Raw genomic sequence first — 16260 nt, forward strand, 5'->3', positions numbered from 1 at the left:
CGGTGATGGCAAAGCACTGCTTGAGCGGCGTCTTCGACAGGGCCGAGATCAAGGTGCAGGCCTCGCCCAGCGACGCGCTGTCGCCGTCGACATAGCCGTAGGACTGCTCCAGGGCGATACTCGCCGAGATCGCCAACGGGAATTCCTGGGCATAACGGCTGCCCAGGTAACCGGTGAGGATCATCACGCCCTTGGAGTGAATCGGCTGGCCGAGGTTAACTTCACGCTCGATATCGACGATACCGCTGCCGCCCGGGTACACCGTGGCAGAAATCCGCGCCGGCACACCAAACGCCGAGTCACCCACCTCCAGCACCGTCAGCCCGTTGCACTTGCCCACCGCCGCGCCGGCGGTGTCGATCAGGATCACCCCGGCGAGCATGTCGTCGAGAATCCGCGCCGACACCCGCCCGGTGCGCGTGGCCTTGGCCTTGAGTGCGCGCTCGATGTGCCCGGAGTCGGTGCGCTCATCACCGGCCAGGTGACGAATGAAGTCCGCTTCGCTGACCAGCTGGAACAAATCACCGATACGCGCCGACAAGCGGCCCTGGTTCTCCGCCAACCGCGCGCTGTAGGTCGCCAGCCGCGCCACCGCATCGGAGGTCAACGGCGCCATGCCTTCTTCCGAGGTGCGGGTTTTCAGCAACTGGGCGAACTGCTCCAGGCTTTCATCCACCATCGGGATGTCTTCGTCAAAATCCACCAGTACCCGGAACATCTCCTGGAAGTCCGGATCCGCGTCCTGCAACGCGTAGTACAACTGGCGGGAGCCGATGATGATCACCTTGAGCTGCAACGGGATCACTTGCGGGTTGAGGGTCACCGTGGCCAGGCGACCCAGTTCGCCCAGCGGTGATTCCATCTTCAGCTTGCGCGATTGCAGGGCACGCTTGAGGGCGTCCCATACAAACGGCTCGCTGAGCATCTTCTCGGCTTCAAGGATCAGGAAACCACCGTTGGCACGATGCAGCGCACCCGGGCGCAATTGGCGATAGGTGGTGTAGAGCGCGCCCTGGTCGGTGCTGTATTCAATACGACCGAACAGGTTGTCGTAGGTCGGATGCGGCTCGAAGACCACCGGCGCGCCACCGTTGATCGGATGCCCCACCACCAGGCTCGGGCAGTACTGTTCTTCCAGCAACTTGCGGGCCTGGGCGTCGGTTTTCGCGTCGTCCACCAACTGCTCGACCACGGTTTTCAGCAGGTAGACCTGCATCGCCTGCAAGTAGCCGCAGACGGCCGCGTTCTCCGCATATTTTTCGGACAACGGCGCCAGCAGTGGCTGCAAGGCCAGCGTGATGGTTTCTTCGTTGAACTGGCGCATCTGGTTATTGGACTCGCGCTTCCACTGGGGCAGGCTGGCGAGTTCTTCGTTGAGGCGTTCTTCCAGTTCGGAAATATCGGTGTGGAAACGCTCGCGGTCGGCTTCGGGCAACTGCGAGAACTCGGCCTCGTCCAGGGCCTTGCCGTCGAGCATCGGGGTAAACGCAATGTTGGTGCTGTCACGGTACAGCGCCACGTCTTTTTCCAGGGCCAGGCGCTCGATGACGTCCAGGGCACGGTCATAACGCTGGTTGAAGGCACGGTCGATGGCGCTTTTGCGCTGTTGATACGTCGGGTGTTCAAACACCGCCGGGAAGGTCGCGACCAGGTTGTCGATCAGGCCGTTGATATCGGAGATGAACGCGGCAGCACCGCCCGCAGGCAGTTCCAGCGCGCGGGGTTCGCGAGGCTCATCGAAATTATTGACGTAGACCCAGTCGGCCGGGGTCTGCAGGCGCTTGCCTTCGGCCTTGAGGTAGCGTTTGACGAACGAAAAGCGCCCGGTACCGGGCTCGCCCATCACAAATACGTTGTAACCGGGGCGTGGCATGGCCACACCAAACTGCAAGGCTTCGACCGCACGTTCCTGGCCAAGCACACCGCGAAAGGGCTCCAAATCATTGGTGGTCGAGAAGCTGAACTGTTCAGCGGAAAAAGGACGGGTCAGCGCTTCGGGCGCTAGACGCAAGCTGGCAGCAACAGGATCAGGCATCGGGCTTCCTTACATCAGGCGGGGCAGATGACGGCATTCTGGCGCCGGGTTGGGCCGGCTGGCAAGGACGGCTTGGGGAAAGCATAGCCCCGTGTTCGGGGCTGTAAAAAAACCGAGTGTTTCCGGCTTGTTTCATAAAAAGTCACGGAACCCTTGGATCATGCCTAAACTCCAACCTGCTGCGGGTTGGACTAATAACCGACCCCTAGGGTGCTGTCAGGCACCTGAACCCTTGTCCATTGGTTTGCACACAAAGAGAACAAAGCTATGAAACGGATCCTTCTCGGTACTCTCTTCACCGTCGTCTCCCTCAATGCAATGGCAGAAGCGCCAGGTGGCCCGAACTGCGGTTGGGGCAACATGTTGTTCGAAGGCCAACGCGGCACTCCGGCTCACTTCCTGGCCTCCACCACCAACGGTACCTCGGGTAACGCCACGTTCGGCATGACCTCGGGCACCAACGGCTGCAGCACCAACAGCGCACTGACCTACGGTGGCAAATCGTGGATTGCCATGAATGGCATGATGAACGAGCTGTCCGAAGACATGGCCAAGGGTAACGGCGAAGCGCTGACTACCTACGCTGTAGTACTGGGCGTTGCTCCTGAAGACCGCGAGCACTTTGCCGCTGTGACTCACGAGCACTTCCAGCAAATCTTCAGCAAGGCTGACGTAACCGCTGATGACGTGCACAACAACACCCTGGCTGTACTGAAAAGCGACACCCGTCTGGCGAAATACGCTACCCAGGCTTAAGCTCGACCCGCCCGTGCCTTTCGAGGCACGGGTTTTTATTATTTTTGGACCTGCCTCCCCTTTGGGTCTTTTTATCTCGACTTAAGTTGCCCACATGCTCAAACGCCTTGCCTACCTGGCACTCTTCGCCTGCGCCCCGCTGTATGCGGCGCCGCACCTTGATGATCAACGTTTGCAGCAACTGGCCAACGACCCGTTCTGGCTTTCGCTGGGGCACTACGAATCCGGCAAGTTCAAAGGCTGGCGCAGCTATGTCAGCGACAAGAAATTCTTCCTCGCTCCCGATGGCGCCCACCATCCGGACCAGGAGCTGAAGGCCACTGTCGAGGCGCTGTATGCCCCGGCCAGCCTCGGCGAAAAGCACGCCCAATGCGTTTACCCGGCACGTACACGCTGGCTCAAGGACCAGTTGCACCTGAGCGACTTGCCGGCGCTGGACTGCAAGGAGTTCAAGCAATGGTTCAAGGACGTCGCCCCCCACAGCGCGGTGATGATCTTCCCGGCGGCCTACCTCAACAGCCCGTCATCAATGTTCGGCCATACCCTGCTGCGCATCGACCAGGCTGACGTGCAGAGCAACAACACCGCCCTGCTCAGCTACGCGATCAACTTTGGCGCCTATATCGAAGGCTCGGACAACAGCATCCTCTACGCCTGGAAGGGCCTGATGGGCGGCTACCCGGGCCTGTTCGCGCTGGTGCCCTACCAGGAAAAACTCTCGGAATACCGTAGCCTGGAGAACCGCGACCTGTGGGAATACCGCCTGAACCTGACCCAGGTCGAGACCGAGCGCATGGTCGAGCACGTGTGGGAACTCAAGCAGATCCAATTCGACTATTTCTTCTTCGACGAAAACTGCTCCTATCGCCTGCTGGAACTGCTGCAAGTGGCCCGCCCAAGCCTGCGGTTAACCGAACAATTCCCGCTGACCGCGATCCCTACCGACACGGTAAAAGCCGTGAAAGAAGCCGGCCTGGTGGAGAAAATCGATTACCGCCCTTCCCGTGAACGGGAGCTGCTGGAACGCGCCAAGCCGCTGGACAGCGACGAGCAGCAATGGGTGCTGAAGATCAGCGACGACCAGAAACAACTGCAGGACCCGGCGTTCAAGGCCATCGCCAAAGACCGCCAGGCCCTGATCATCGACGCTGCCTACCGCCTTGGCCGCTACCGCGCCAACGGCCTGGAGCGCGACACCGAACGCTCCCAGCGCAGCTTCGAACTGCTGCGGGCGATCAACCAGAACCCGGCGCCGGACCTGAAGATCGAACGCCCCGGCCTGCCCGAAGACGGCCACGAATCCCGCACCTGGCAAGCCGGCATCGGCACCCGGGGCGACAAGGCTTTCGGCGAATACGGCCTGCGCATGGCCTACCACGACCTGAACGACAACGCCGAAGGCTTCCCCTTGGGCGCGCAGATTGAAATCCTGCAAATGAAACTGCGCCAGTACGAAGGCAACCACTGGCAATTGCAGCAACTGGATCTGGCAACCATCCGCTCACTGACCCCACGCAACGAGCTGCTGCAGCCCTGGTCGTGGCAAGTCACCGGCGGCCTGGAGCGCGTACCGGGCAAGCATGACGACGAGACACTCGTCAGCCACGTCAACGGTGGCGCGGGCGGCACCTGGCAACTGCGCGACGACATGCTTGGCTTCGCCCTCGGCACGGTGCGCGTGGAGCACAACAGCGACTTCGGTGAAGCCATCTCCCCGGCTGCCGGGTTCAATACAGGTGTGTTGTGGCGCAACCCGCTGGGCAACCTGAGCCTGGAAGCCAAGGGTGACTTCTTCACCAATGGCGAGGTGCGGCGCAGTATCAGCCTGAATCAACAGTGGGAATTGTCGCGCAACCTGGGGCTGAGACTGAGTGCGCAGCGGGAATACAGCCACCTCGCGACACCGGTGAACGAAGTGATGCTGGAAGTGAAGTGGTATCACTATTAATCCCTGAGCCGTAGATCGTTCCCACGCTCCGCGTGGGAATGCATCCTGTGACGCTCTGCGTCACGACCTTTAAAAGCGGACGCAGAGCGTCCAGAGCGGCATGCCCACGCAGAGCGTGGGAACGATCTCTAATTAGTCCATAAGGAGCTTGCTCCCGCGGGGCTGCGCAGCAGCCCCAAAACCAGACACCTCACCCTCTCTGGAATATCTCAATACCCTGAACAGGGGCCGCTTCGCGCCCCAGCGGGAGCAAGCTCCCTCGCCACAGGGGACGCGTGATCGCCCGAAGCAGCAGCGTCACACGGATTTCTCACATCCGTTTCACATACCCCGAACGAATCCACTCCTACACTTCCCCCATCAGCCGTTCAACGGCCAGGGAGCAAGCGATGTGGCGGTACGCTGTAGTGCTGGGCCTGTTGGCCCTGCTGTCGGGTTGCCAATCAACCCATGAGGATTTGCTGGCCAAGGGTTATCCACCCGCCTTCGCCGATGGCTATGACGACGGTTGCAGCAGCGGCCGCCAAGCCGCCGGGGTGATCACCGGCGAATTTCGCAAGAACGTCCCGCGCTACCTGAAAGACCGCACCTACGCCGAAGGCTGGGATGATGGCTTTCGCCAATGCAAGGCCATGCGCGAGAACGAAGACCTGAACGACTACAAGAATCGCCACTGGGACGACCGCGAACGCGCCTGGCAACAGGAAAAAGACCGCGACGCTGCCAGGGCCTTTCGCTCGCAATAGGTCGCTTCCAGACATCCAGCGAAACTTAACCCCTGCGACCATGGCCCAAACTCCATAGCAGGAGAACGTCATGAGTCGAGCTTTCGTCAACGAAGACAGCGCCGCTGCCCAGGCCAGCCAACCGGTGGAACGCCAGGTCAGCGCGCAACCCAATCACCTCACTGCCCGCGGACTTGCACAATTGCAGGCCAGGGTCGCGCAGTTGCAGCATGAGCACAGCGAAGAATCCGCCAAGGGCGAGCAGGCCGATAAACAGCGCCAGGCCGACCTTGAGCGGGATTTGCGTTACTTCAACCAGCGCCTGCAAAGCGCACAGGTGGTGGCGCCGGCAACCTCCACCGACAAGGTGCAAATCGGCAGCTGGGTGACCTTTGCCAACGAACAGGACGAAGAGCAGCGCATTCAGTTAGTGGGCGAAGACCAGGCCGACGCCACGGTGGGCCTGATCAACTGGGGTTCGCCACTGGGCCGCGCTCTGCTGGGTGCACAGGTGGGCGACGAGGTGCTGTGGAAGCGCCCCGTCGGTGATCAGTTGATCGAAATCCTGCGCATCGAACCCGAGGGTTAAACGATGCCCTGGGCCAGCATTGCATCCGCAACCTTCACGAAGCCTGCAATGTTGGCGCCCTTCACGTAGTTGACCCGGCCGTTCTCTTCGCCGTAGTGCACGCACGCATGGTGGATCGACTGCATGATGTTGTGCAGCTTGCTGTCCACTTCACCGGCGGTCCACAGCAGGCGCATGGCGTTCTGCGACATCTCCAGCCCGCTCACCGCCACCCCGCCGGCATTGGACGCCTTGCCCGGCGCGAACAGGATGCCGGCCTCGATAAAGATATCCACCGCCTCCAGGGTGGTCGGCATGTTGGCGCCTTCGGCCACGCAGACGCAGCCATTGCGCAACAGGGTGCGCGCCGCTTCGGCGTCCAGTTCATTCTGGGTGGCGCAGGGCAACGCGATGTCGCAGGCCAGTTCCCATGGTGCTTTGCCAGCGCGGAATTCCAGGCCGAAACGCGGTGCCAGCTCGCTGATGCGCCCGCGCTGTACGTTTTTCAGTTCAAGCAGTGCCGACCATTGTTCTTCGGTCAAACCGCTTTCGCAGTACAGAGTGCCTTCGGAGTCGGACAAGGAAATCACCTTGCCGCCCAGGTCCATGACCTTGCGCGCCGCGTACTGGGCGACGTTGCCGGAGCCGGAGATGGCCACGCGCTTGCCTTCGACCCGCTCGCCGTTGCGCTTGAGCATTTCTTCAGCGAAGTACACGCAGCCAAAACCGGTGGCCTCCGGGCGAATCAGGCTGCCGCCGTAGCTCATGCCCTTGCCGGTCAGCACCGAGGTGAACTGGTTGCTCAGGCGCTTGTACTGGCCGAACAGGAAGCCGATCTCCCGGGCGCCCACGCCAATATCACCGGCGGGCACGTCCACGTCCGAGCCGATATGTCGATACAGCTCGCTCATGAACGCCTGGCAGAAACGCATCACCTCGGCGTCGCTCTTGCCCTTGGGATCGAAGTCCGAGCCGCCCTTGCCGCCGCCCATGGGCAGCGAGGTCAGGGAGTTCTTGAAGGTTTGTTCGAAGGCGAGAAATTTCAGCACGCCCAGGTTCACCGACGGGTGGAAGCGCAGGCCTCCTTTGTAGGGGCCGATGGCGCTGTTCATCTGGATCCGGAACCCGCGATTGACTCGTACCTTGCCCTGGTCATCTTCCCACGAGACCCGGAACACAATCGCACGCTCCGGCTCGCAGATGCGCTCCAGGATGCCCGAGTTCAGGTAGTGGGGATTGGCTTCAAGAAACGGCCACAAACTGCGCAGGACTTCTTCCACGGCCTGGTGGAATTCCGGCTGGTCGGGGTCGCGTTTCTTGAGGCGGGCAAGGAAGGATTCAACGGATTCGATCATGAAAAGTCTCGGCAAATTTATTGTCGTTAAAGGAGATTTGTCCCGGACTTTATCAATTCATGTCGCACCGCGACAGGGCAAAATGTCGCTTTTGTGAATTTAAATGGTGCATTAGATATAAATACAGGCGTTTTTTGCACCTTAATGAGGATTTCAATCCAGGCCTTGCACCAACAGTTAATCCGCTATCACAGGCAAGCCAGCTCCTACATTTGATCCAGTACATCCATGACAATGCGGTCAACTGTGGGAGCTGGCTTGCCTGCGATGCAGACGACGCGGTCCACCTGAAAACACGCAAAAAAAAGCGGAACCCGAAGGCTCCGCTTGTTCAAACCACCAACCCGGATCAGGCCAGCTTCTTGTGCCGTACACGATGCGGCTGGGCAGCAGCTTCGCCGAGGCGTTTCTTGCGATCGGCTTCGTATTCGGTGTAGTTGCCTTCGAAGAACACCGCCTGGGAGTCGTCTTCGTACGCCAGGATGTGAGTGGCCACGCGGTCAAGGAACCACCGATCGTGAGAGATCACAATGGCGGCGCCCGGGAAGTCCAGCAGGGCTTCTTCCAGGGAACGCAGGGTTTCAACGTCGAGGTCGTTTGACGGTTCGTCGAGCAGCAATACGTTGCCGCCTTCTTTCAGGGTCAGGGCCAGGTGCAAGCGACCGCGCTCACCACCGGACAGGTCCTTGACGAACTTCTGCTGGTCGCCGCCCTTGAAGTTGAAGCGACCCACGTAGGTGCGCGACGGGATTTCGTAGTTGCCGATACGGATCTGGTCGGAACCGTCGGAAATCTGCTGGAACACCGTCTTGCTGCCGTCGAGGTCGTCGCGGCTCTGGTCAACGCAAGCCAGCTGCACGGTTTCGCCGACTTCGATGGTGCCCGAGTCCGGTTGTTCCTTGCCCATCAGCATGCGGAACAGTGTGGATTTACCCGCACCGTTACCGCCGATCACGCCAACGATGGCGCCTTTTGGCATGGAGAACGACAGGTTGTCGATCAACACGCGGTCGCCGTAGCCCTTGCAGACGTTCTTGAACTCGATGACCTTGTCACCCAGGCGCGGACCGGCCGGGATGTAGATTTCGTTGGTCTCGGAACGCTTCTGGAATTCCTGGGACTGCATCTCTTCGAAACGTGCCAGACGGGCCTTGGATTTCGACTGACGCGCCTTGGCGCCTTTACGCACCCATTCCAGCTCGTCTTTCATGGCCTTTTCATGGGCCGACTGTTGCTTGGATTCGGCGGCCAGACGGTCGGACTTGGCTTCCAGCCAACCGGAGTAGTTGCCCTCGTAAGGGATACCGGCGCCACGGTCGAGCTCGAGGATCCAGCCAGCAACGTTGTCCAGGAAGTACCGGTCGTGCGTGATCGCAACCACGGTGCCCGGGAAGTCGTGCAGGAAATGCTCCAGCCAGGCGACGGAATCGGCGTCCAGGTGGTTGGTCGGTTCGTCGAGCAGCAGCATGTCGGGGGCCGACAGCAGCAGGCGGCACAGGGCCACACGACGCTTTTCACCACCGGACAGGTGTTCAACCTTGGCGTCCCACGCCGGCAGGCGCAGCGCGTCGGCGGCGACTTCCAGCTGGCGGTCCAGGTTGTGACCGTCGGCGGCTTGCAGGATGGCTTCGAGCTTGGCCTGTTCTGCCGCCAGTTTGTCGAAGTCGGCGTCTTCTTCAGCGTAGGCCGCGTAGACCTCGTCCAGGCGGGCCTGGGCGTTCTTGATCACGCTGACCGCTTCCTCGACCACTTCACGCACGGTCTTGGTCGGGTCCAGGATAGGTTCCTGTGGCAGGTAGCCGATGTTCAGGTCGGGCATCGGGCGGGCTTCGCCGTCGAACTCGGTGTCGACGCCGGCCATGATTTTCAACAGGGTGGATTTACCCGAACCGTTGAGGCCGAGCACGCCGATCTTGGCGCCCGGGAAGAAGGACAGAGAAATGTTTTTCAGGATTTCCCGCTTCGGCGGAACAACTTTTCCCAGCCGATGCATGGTGAAGACGTATTGAGCCATGGTGAACCTAGCGTCAGTGACTGATGAATTAAGCGGGCGAAACCCGTGCCAGGCCATGCGCCGCGCGGGCCGTTGATGTCTATCAATGCCTGCGTGCGGTAGATGCCTGATTGTCTGGGGCTGGAACGCCCTCGCGTAACCGGCAAAGCTACCTGAATGCGGGTGGGCAGTCCAGCCAGGCGGGGCTGGCACTTTGCCACAACACAAGGCATGCTAGCCGCCCTCCGGGCGTCCGGCTTATAGTGCACGTCGCGCGCCAGTCCAGCCAAACCGCAGGATCACAGTTTGTCCAACGTAACGCCGCCAACTCCCCTGCGCGCCGCTCATATAGCGCCGGGAGCGCCCCTGCACGGAACCCTGAAGGGCGCATTGGCGACGCTGGTCCTGTTGCTGCTCGCGTTATTGTTCTGGCAACTGCTGGACCAGTTGCAGCAAAACCAGAAAAACCAGCAGCAATACACCATCGACTACAGCGCCGACCTGGCCGAACAGATCAGCCTGAACATGGCCCTCAGTGCGCAGATCGCGCTGAACCTGCTCCCGATCGTCGAACCGCCGCGGGACGCCGAACAGCAACAAATCCTGATGCGCACCTTGCAACGCTCCTTGCCGGAGTTGCGCAGCGTCGCCCTGCTCGCCCCCAGCGGCGCGATGATCAGTGACAGCGCCAGCGACAGCCAGGACAGCGCCTGGCTCGAAGAACTGGTCAAGCGCAGCCACGCCCAGTCCTATTACCTGAGCAACAACAACGACGGCACCGTCATCTACCTGCTGCTGCACCAGCCCAGCGGCGGCACCAAGATGTACTGGGCCTTGCGCCTGGCCCCCAATTACCTGGCCAACCTGACCCGCCAGGATGGCCAGGGCCAGCGCCCGATGTGGGTCATCGAAAACCGCCTCAACCACCGGGTGGTCAGCCGTGACAGCGGGATGCCGGCCCAATGGGCCACCGCGTTGACCCCGGACGAGTTGAACAAAAGTGTACTGGTCACGCCCCTGAGCAAGAGCGACTGGCAACTGCGCGGCCTGTTCGACCGCGCCGCCGTGCTGGAGCAACTGCTGCCAGCCTTTATCGGCAAATGCCTGTTGGGCCTGGCCTTCTCGCTGATCCCGGTGATCGTGCTGCTGAACATGCGCCGCCGCCAGCGCCAGGTGCACGAGGGGCGCCGGCGCTACCAGGATATTTTCGAAGGCACCGGCGTGGCCCTGTGCGTGCTCGACCTGTCGGGCCTGCGCGCGTTCTTCGATAGAGCCCGACTGCAAACCCGCGAGCAGTTGCAACAGTTGCTGCAAGACAACCCGGAACAGCGCCAGCAACTGCTCAAGGAACTGCGCATCACCGAGGTCAACCAGGTGGCAGTGCGCTTGCTGAATGTTGCCTCTTGCGAGCAGGCCTGGGAACGCCTGATCGACGCCTGCCCGTCGAGCCCGACCGCCATCGGCAACCAGGTGATCGACGCGGTGCTGACCCAGCAGAAGCAGCTTGAACTGGAAATCCAGCTCAGCGATATCGAAGGCAACGACCAATACCTGTGGCTGGTGATGCGCCTGCCGGAACAACAGGACGACTTCAAGGCCGTGATCCTGAGCATCAGCGACATCACCAGCCGCAAGCTGATCGAGTTGTCACTGGTGGAGCGCGAGAGTTTCTGGTCGGACGTGGTGCGCACCGTGCCCGATCACCTGTATGTGCAGGACGTGATCAGCCAGCGGATGATTTTCAGCAACCACCACCTGGGCCACACCCTGGGCTACAACAAGCCCGAGCTGCAGCAGATGGGCGAGTACTTCTGGGAGATCCTGCTGCACCCCGAAGACGCCGAGCGCTACCACGACCTGCGCCTGCAACAGCGCCAGGCCGGCTACCTGAGCCAGTTGCAGTGCCAGTTGCGCTTTCGCCACCGCAACAACCAATGGCGGCGCTTCGACATCCGCGAACAGGCCCTGGCCCGTGACAAGACTGACCAGGTGACGCGCATCATCGGCGTCGCCAAGGACATCACCGACCAGATCGAAGCCAGTGAATCCCTGCGTGACAGCGAACAGCGCTACCGCATGCTGGCGGAAAGCATCAGCGACGTAATCTTCTCCACCGACAGCAAGCTGGCCCTCAACTACGTCAGCCCTTCGGTGAACGCGGTGCTGGGCTATGACGTCGACTGGATCTTCGAAAACGGCTGGCAATCGACCATCGCCAACCCGCAGCAACTGACCGGTATCTACTCCCTGGTGGAGCAAGTCAGCCGCGCCCTGGACCAACCCGAATCCCTCGCGGCCTTGCGCAACGACGTGCAGACCCAACTGTTCCTGTTCGACTGCCTGCGGGCCGACGGGCGCAAGATCCCCATCGAACTGCGCCTGGTGCTGGTGTGGGACGAACATGGCGCGTTCGAGGGCATCCTTGGCGTGGGTCGCGATATCAGCCAGCAGCGCCGTGCGGAAAAAGACCTGCGCATGGCGGCCACGGTATTCGAACACTCCACCTCGGCGATCCTGATCACCGACCCGGCCGGCTACATCGTGCAGGCCAACGAGGCGTTCAGCCGGGTCAGCGGTTATGCGGTGGCGGACGTGCTCGACCAGTTGCCGAACATGCTCACCGTCGACGAACAGCAGGAAGCCCACCTGCGCTACGTGCTCAAGCAATTGCACCAGCACAGCACCTGGGAAGGCGAAGTGTGGCTCAAGCGCCGCAACGGCGAGCACTACCCGGCCTGGGTCGGAATTACTGCCGTGTTCGATGACGAAGGCGACCTGGCCAGCTACGTGTGCTTCTTCAGCGACATCAGCGAGCGCAAGGCCAGCGAGCAGCGCATCCACCGCCTGGCCTACTACGACGCCCTGACCCACCTGCCCAACCGCACGCTGTTCCAGGACCGCCTGCACACCGCGCTGCAATCGGCGGAACGGCAGAAGTCGTGGGTGGTGTTGATGTTCCTCGACCTCGACCGCTTCAAGCCGATCAACGACTCCCTGGGCCACGCCGCCGGCGACCGCATGCTCAAGGAAATGGCCACCCGCCTGCTGGGCTGCGTCGCCGAAGACGACACCGTGGCACGCATGGGCGGCGACGAATTCACCTTGCTGCTGCAACCGCGGGTCAACCGTGAGATGGCGCTGAACCGGGCGATTCACGTGGCCGAGCAGATTCTGGCCAGCCTGGTGAAGCCGTTTGTGCTGGAGGGCCGCGAGTTCTTCGTCACCGCCAGTATCGGCATCGCCCTGAGCCCGCAGGACGGCAACGAACTCAGCCAGTTGATGAAAAACGCCGACACGGCGATGTACCACGCCAAGGAGCGGGGCAAGAACAACTTCCAGTTCTACCAGGCCGACATGAACGCCAGCGCCCTGGAACGCCTGGAGCTGGAAAGCGACCTGCGCCACGCCCTGGAACAGAACGAATTCGTGCTGTATTACCAGCCGCAGTTCAGCGGCGACGGCAAACGTTTGACCGGCGCCGAAGCCCTGCTGCGCTGGCGCCATCCGCGTCGCGGGCTAGTGCCGCCGGGGGACTTCATCCCGGTGTTGGAGGAGTTGGGGCTGGTGGTGGACGTGGGTGACTGGGTGATCAGCGAAGCCTGCCGCCAACTCAAGACCTGGCACCAGAACAAGGTGCGGGTACCCAAGGTCTCGGTCAACATTTCGGCCCGGCAGTTCTCCGACGGGCAACTGGGCGAGCGCATCGCCACCATCCTCAAGGACACCGGCCTGCCGCCGGCGTGCCTGGAGCTGGAGCTGACCGAAAGTATCCTGATGCGCGAGGTCAACGAAGCGATGCAGATCCTCGCCAGCCTGAAAAACCTCGGCCTGAGCATCGCGGTAGATGACTTCGGCACCGGTTATTCATCGCTGAACTACCTCAAGCAGTTCCCCATCGACGTGCTGAAGATCGACCGTACCTTTGTCGACGGCCTGCCGTCGGGTGAGCAGGATGCGCAGATTGCCCGGGCGATTATCGCCATGGCCCACAGCCTGAACCTGGCGGTGATCGCCGAGGGTGTGGAAACCCATGAGCAGCTGGACTTCCTGCGGGAGCACGGTTGCGATGAGGTGCAGGGCTACCTGTTCGGGCGACCGATGCCGGCGAACCGGTTTGAGGCGCAGTTCAGCAATGATGCGCTGTTCATGTTCGACTGAAATCCTCAGGTGATGCGGATGGCCTCTTCGCGAGCAAGCCCGCTCCCACATTCGACCGTATTCCACCTGAAGGAACCCGATTGAATGTGGGAGCGGGCTTGCTCGCGAAGGGGCCCGAACAAACACCACCTATCCCCAGATGAGCCCCGCTTGTCCGCGACATGATGTCCTTTCATATGCCATCTAAAACCCATTGGGTTAGAATGCGCTTCTTTTCTGCCCCCGATCCTTGAGGACCGCCATGTTCAGCCGTGATTTGACTATTGCCAAGTACGACGCCGATCTCTTTGCCGCCATGGAGCAAGAAGCTCAGCGCCAGGAAGAGCACATTGAGCTGATCGCTTCGGAAAACTACACCAGCCCCGCCGTGATGGAGGCTCAAGGTTCGGTTCTGACCAACAAGTACGCCGAAGGCTACCCGGGCAAGCGCTACTACGGCGGTTGCGAGTTCGTCGACATCGTTGAGCAACTGGCCATCGACCGCGCCAAGGAACTGTTCGGCGCCGATTACGCCAACGTCCAGCCACACGCCGGCTCCCAAGCCAACAGCGCCGTGTACCTGGCCCTGCTGCAAGCGGGCGACACCATCCTGGGCATGAGCCTGGCCCACGGCGGTCACCTGACCCACGGCGCCAGCGTTTCCTCCTCCGGCAAGCTGTACAACGCCGTTCAGTACGGCATCGACGGCAACGGCCTGATCGACTACGACGAAGTCGAGCGCCTGGCCGTTGAGCACAAGCCAAAAATGATCGTGGCCGGTTTCTCTGCCTACTCGCAGATCCTGGATTTCCCACGCTTCCGCGAAATCGCTGACAAGGTCGGCGCCTACCTGTTCGTCGACATGGCCCACGTGGCCGGTCTGGTCGCCGCTGGCGTCTACCCGAACCCGGTGCCGTTCGCTGACGTCGTGACCACCACCACCCACAAGACCCTGCGCGGTCCACGTGGCGGCCTGATCCTGGCTCGCGCCAACGCCGAGATCGAGAAGAAGCTGAACTCCGCGGTATTCCCGGGCGGCCAGGGTGGCCCGCTGGAGCACGTGATCGCCGCCAAAGCGATCTGCTTCAAGGAAGCCCTGCAGCCTGAGTTCAAGACCTACCAGCAGCAAGTGGTGAAAAACGCCAAGGCCATGGCCGGCGTGTTCATCGAGCGCGGTTTTGACGTGGTGTCCGGCGGTACTGAGAACCACCTGTTCCTGCTGTCGCTGATCAAGCAGGACATCTCCGGTAAAGACGCTGACGCCGCTCTGGGCAAAGCCTTCATCACCGTGAACAAGAACTCGGTACCGAACGACCCACGTTCGCCGTTCGTCACCTCCGGCCTGCGCTTCGGCACCCCGGCTGTGACCACTCGTGGCTTCAAGGAAGCAGAGTGCAAGGAACTGGCTGGCTGGATCTGCGACATCCTGGCTGACCTGAACAACGAAGCAGTGATTGACGCTGTGCGTGAGAAGGTCAAGGCCATCTGCAAGAAGCTGCCGGTATACGGCGCTTGATTGCAGTTGCTTGAATGAAAAGCCCGGCTCTTGAGCCGGGCTTTTTCATGCCTGAAAACGCTGCTTTCTCAATTTGAAATGACATCAAATGTGGGAGCGGGCTTGCTCGCGAAAGCGCTGTGTCAGTTGAGGCATGGGCTGACTGATACACCGCTTTCGCGAGCAAGCCCGCTCCCACATTTTGACTGCGTTTCAAGTCAGGATTGGTAAACCCGCGCAAAGCCTTCGCGAATCTTCTCTTCCGGCAACTCGTCAGCAATAAACACAATCACACTTTCCCGCGCTTCGCCTTCGGCCCATTCGGTGTCCCAATCGAACCCGTAGAGCTTCAGCACGCCCTGGAACACCATGCGCCGGTCTTCCCCGGCAATGTTCAGCACGCCTTTGTAGCGCAGCAATTGCTTGCCGTGGTCTTCCAGCAGCTCGTTCATGAACTCGCTGAGTTTGTCGATATCCAGCGGCTGGTCAGTGCGCAGCACCAGGCTGGAAATACGGTCGATGGACGGCGCCTGGCTCACCGGGCGCAGGCTCATGCCGGCGTTGAGGTTGAAGCCGCGCACATCCAGCAGTTCGGCGAGGTCGATCTTGCCGTGTTCCACCACACGAATCGGCGCCCGGCGGTTGATACGAGTCAGGCGCTCGCTGAGGGCGTCGAAGGTGGCATCGTCCACCAGGTCGCGCTTGCTCACCAGCAGGCGGTCGGCAAACCCGATCTGCGCCTGGGCGATGGTCTGGGTCAGGTGGTGCTCGGCGTGGGCCGCGTCCACCAGGGTGATGATGCCGTCGAGGATGTAGCGCTCGCGCAGTTCTTCATCGATGAAAAAGGTCTGGGCCACGGGGGCCGGGTCGGCCAGGCCGGTGCACTCGATCACCAGGCGGTCGAACGCGATCTCGCCGCTGTCCAGGCGCTCCAGCAACAGGTACAGGGCCTTGGTCAGGTCAGTGTGGATGGTGCAGCACACGCAGCCATTGGACAGGGTCATGACTTGCACCGGCTCGCTGCCTAGCAGTTGGGTGTCGATACCGGCGTCGCTGAATTCATTTTCGATCACGGCGATTTTCAAGCCGTGCTCGGCCTTGAGCAGGTGACGCAACAAGGTGGTCTTGCCAGCGCCGAGGAAGCCGCTGAGGACGGTGACGGGGATGGGAGAGGACAAAGAATTCTCCTTGAAGAAACACAAAACAAATGTGGGAGCGGGCTTGCTCGCGAAGGCGGCGTGTCAGTCA

The 16260-nt window shown here is 61.3% G+C and carries 10 protein-coding genes; 6 read left to right on the forward strand and 4 right to left on the reverse strand.

The features are described from left to right. The coding region (locus tag HX869_RS30025) for a Lon protease family protein (protein WP_178904098.1) at positions 1-2035 on the reverse strand (2035 nt) is incomplete at its 3' end. Positions 2036-2302: 267 nt separating this feature from the next. On the opposite strand from HX869_RS30025, the gene HX869_RS30030 reads away from it, so the two are divergent. From HX869_RS30030 to HX869_RS30045, 4 genes are all read left to right on the forward strand, one after another. Then, the gene (locus HX869_RS30030; RefSeq protein WP_003215845.1) at positions 2303-2791 is read left to right on the forward strand and encodes a DUF3015 domain-containing protein; all 489 of its coding nucleotides are present in this window, start codon (positions 2303-2305) and stop codon (positions 2789-2791) included. A gap of 94 nt (positions 2792-2885) precedes the next feature. Then, positions 2886-4739 carry a DUF4105 domain-containing protein gene (locus HX869_RS30035; RefSeq protein ID WP_087695249.1) on the forward strand — a complete coding sequence of 618 codons (1854 nt, stop codon included), beginning with the start codon at positions 2886-2888 and terminating at the stop codon, positions 4737-4739. Between the two features lie 389 nt (positions 4740-5128). Continuing rightward, positions 5129-5485, forward strand: coding sequence for a hypothetical protein (locus HX869_RS30040; protein WP_003215838.1), 357 nt, complete (start codon positions 5129-5131; stop codon positions 5483-5485). A gap of 70 nt (positions 5486-5555) precedes the next feature. After that, positions 5556-6053: a GreA/GreB family elongation factor gene (locus HX869_RS30045; protein WP_177021861.1), complete on the forward strand. Its 498-nt coding sequence runs from the start codon at positions 5556-5558 to the stop codon at positions 6051-6053. Here HX869_RS30045 and gdhA read toward each other — a convergent pair. Then, positions 6050-7387 (reverse strand): NADP-specific glutamate dehydrogenase, encoded by a 1338-nt coding sequence (gene gdhA / locus HX869_RS30050; RefSeq protein WP_134327343.1) that lies wholly within the window; start codon positions 7385-7387, stop codon positions 6050-6052. The two genes, HX869_RS30045 and gdhA, sit on opposite strands and share 4 nt — an antisense overlap. Positions 7388-7736: 349 nt before the next feature. After that, positions 7737-9401, reverse strand: coding sequence for an energy-dependent translational throttle protein EttA (gene ettA, locus HX869_RS30055; RefSeq protein WP_003215833.1), 1665 nt, complete (start codon positions 9399-9401; stop codon positions 7737-7739). A 285-nt stretch (positions 9402-9686) separates the two neighbouring features. Here ettA and HX869_RS30060 point away from each other — a divergent pair, with 285 nt between their 5' ends. Further along, entirely contained in the window at positions 9687-13538 is a 3852-nt protein-coding gene (locus tag HX869_RS30060; protein ID WP_023659180.1) for a bifunctional diguanylate cyclase/phosphodiesterase, read from the forward strand. Positions 13539-13779: 241 nt separating this feature from the next. Then, on the forward strand, positions 13780-15033 hold the full coding sequence (gene glyA / locus HX869_RS30065; protein ID WP_008432824.1) for a serine hydroxymethyltransferase: 1254 nt from the start codon (positions 13780-13782) through the stop codon (positions 15031-15033). 197 nt (positions 15034-15230) lie between these two features. Here glyA and yjiA read toward each other — a convergent pair whose 3' ends face one another. Continuing rightward, positions 15231-16190 (reverse strand): GTPase, encoded by a 960-nt coding sequence (yjiA, locus tag HX869_RS30070; RefSeq protein ID WP_003215828.1) that lies wholly within the window; start codon positions 16188-16190, stop codon positions 15231-15233. Positions 16191-16260: the final 70 nt, after the last annotated feature.

Source organism: Pseudomonas sp. P7779 (assembly GCF_013386315.1).
Taxonomy (GTDB): domain Bacteria; phylum Pseudomonadota; class Gammaproteobacteria; order Pseudomonadales; family Pseudomonadaceae; genus Aquipseudomonas.

What these genes read in the sequence shown, in the direction of transcription:
- HX869_RS30030 (WP_003215845.1), top strand. Translation starts at nt 2,303, where the DNA reads ATGAAACGGATCCTTCTCGGTACTCTCTTCACCGTCGTCTCCCTCAAT.
- HX869_RS30035 (WP_087695249.1), top strand. Translation starts at nt 2,886, where the DNA reads ATGCTCAAACGCCTTGCCTACCTGGCACTCTTCGCCTGCGCCCCGCTG.
- HX869_RS30040 (WP_003215838.1), top strand. Translation starts at nt 5,129, where the DNA reads ATGTGGCGGTACGCTGTAGTGCTGGGCCTGTTGGCCCTGCTGTCGGGT.
- HX869_RS30045 (WP_177021861.1), top strand. Translation starts at nt 5,556, where the DNA reads ATGAGTCGAGCTTTCGTCAACGAAGACAGCGCCGCTGCCCAGGCCAGC.
- gdhA (WP_134327343.1), bottom strand. Translation starts at nt 7,387, where the DNA reads ATGATCGAATCCGTTGAATCCTTCCTTGCCCGCCTCAAGAAACGCGAC.
- ettA (WP_003215833.1), bottom strand. Translation starts at nt 9,401, where the DNA reads ATGGCTCAATACGTCTTCACCATGCATCGGCTGGGAAAAGTTGTTCCG.
- glyA (WP_008432824.1), top strand. Translation starts at nt 13,780, where the DNA reads ATGTTCAGCCGTGATTTGACTATTGCCAAGTACGACGCCGATCTCTTT.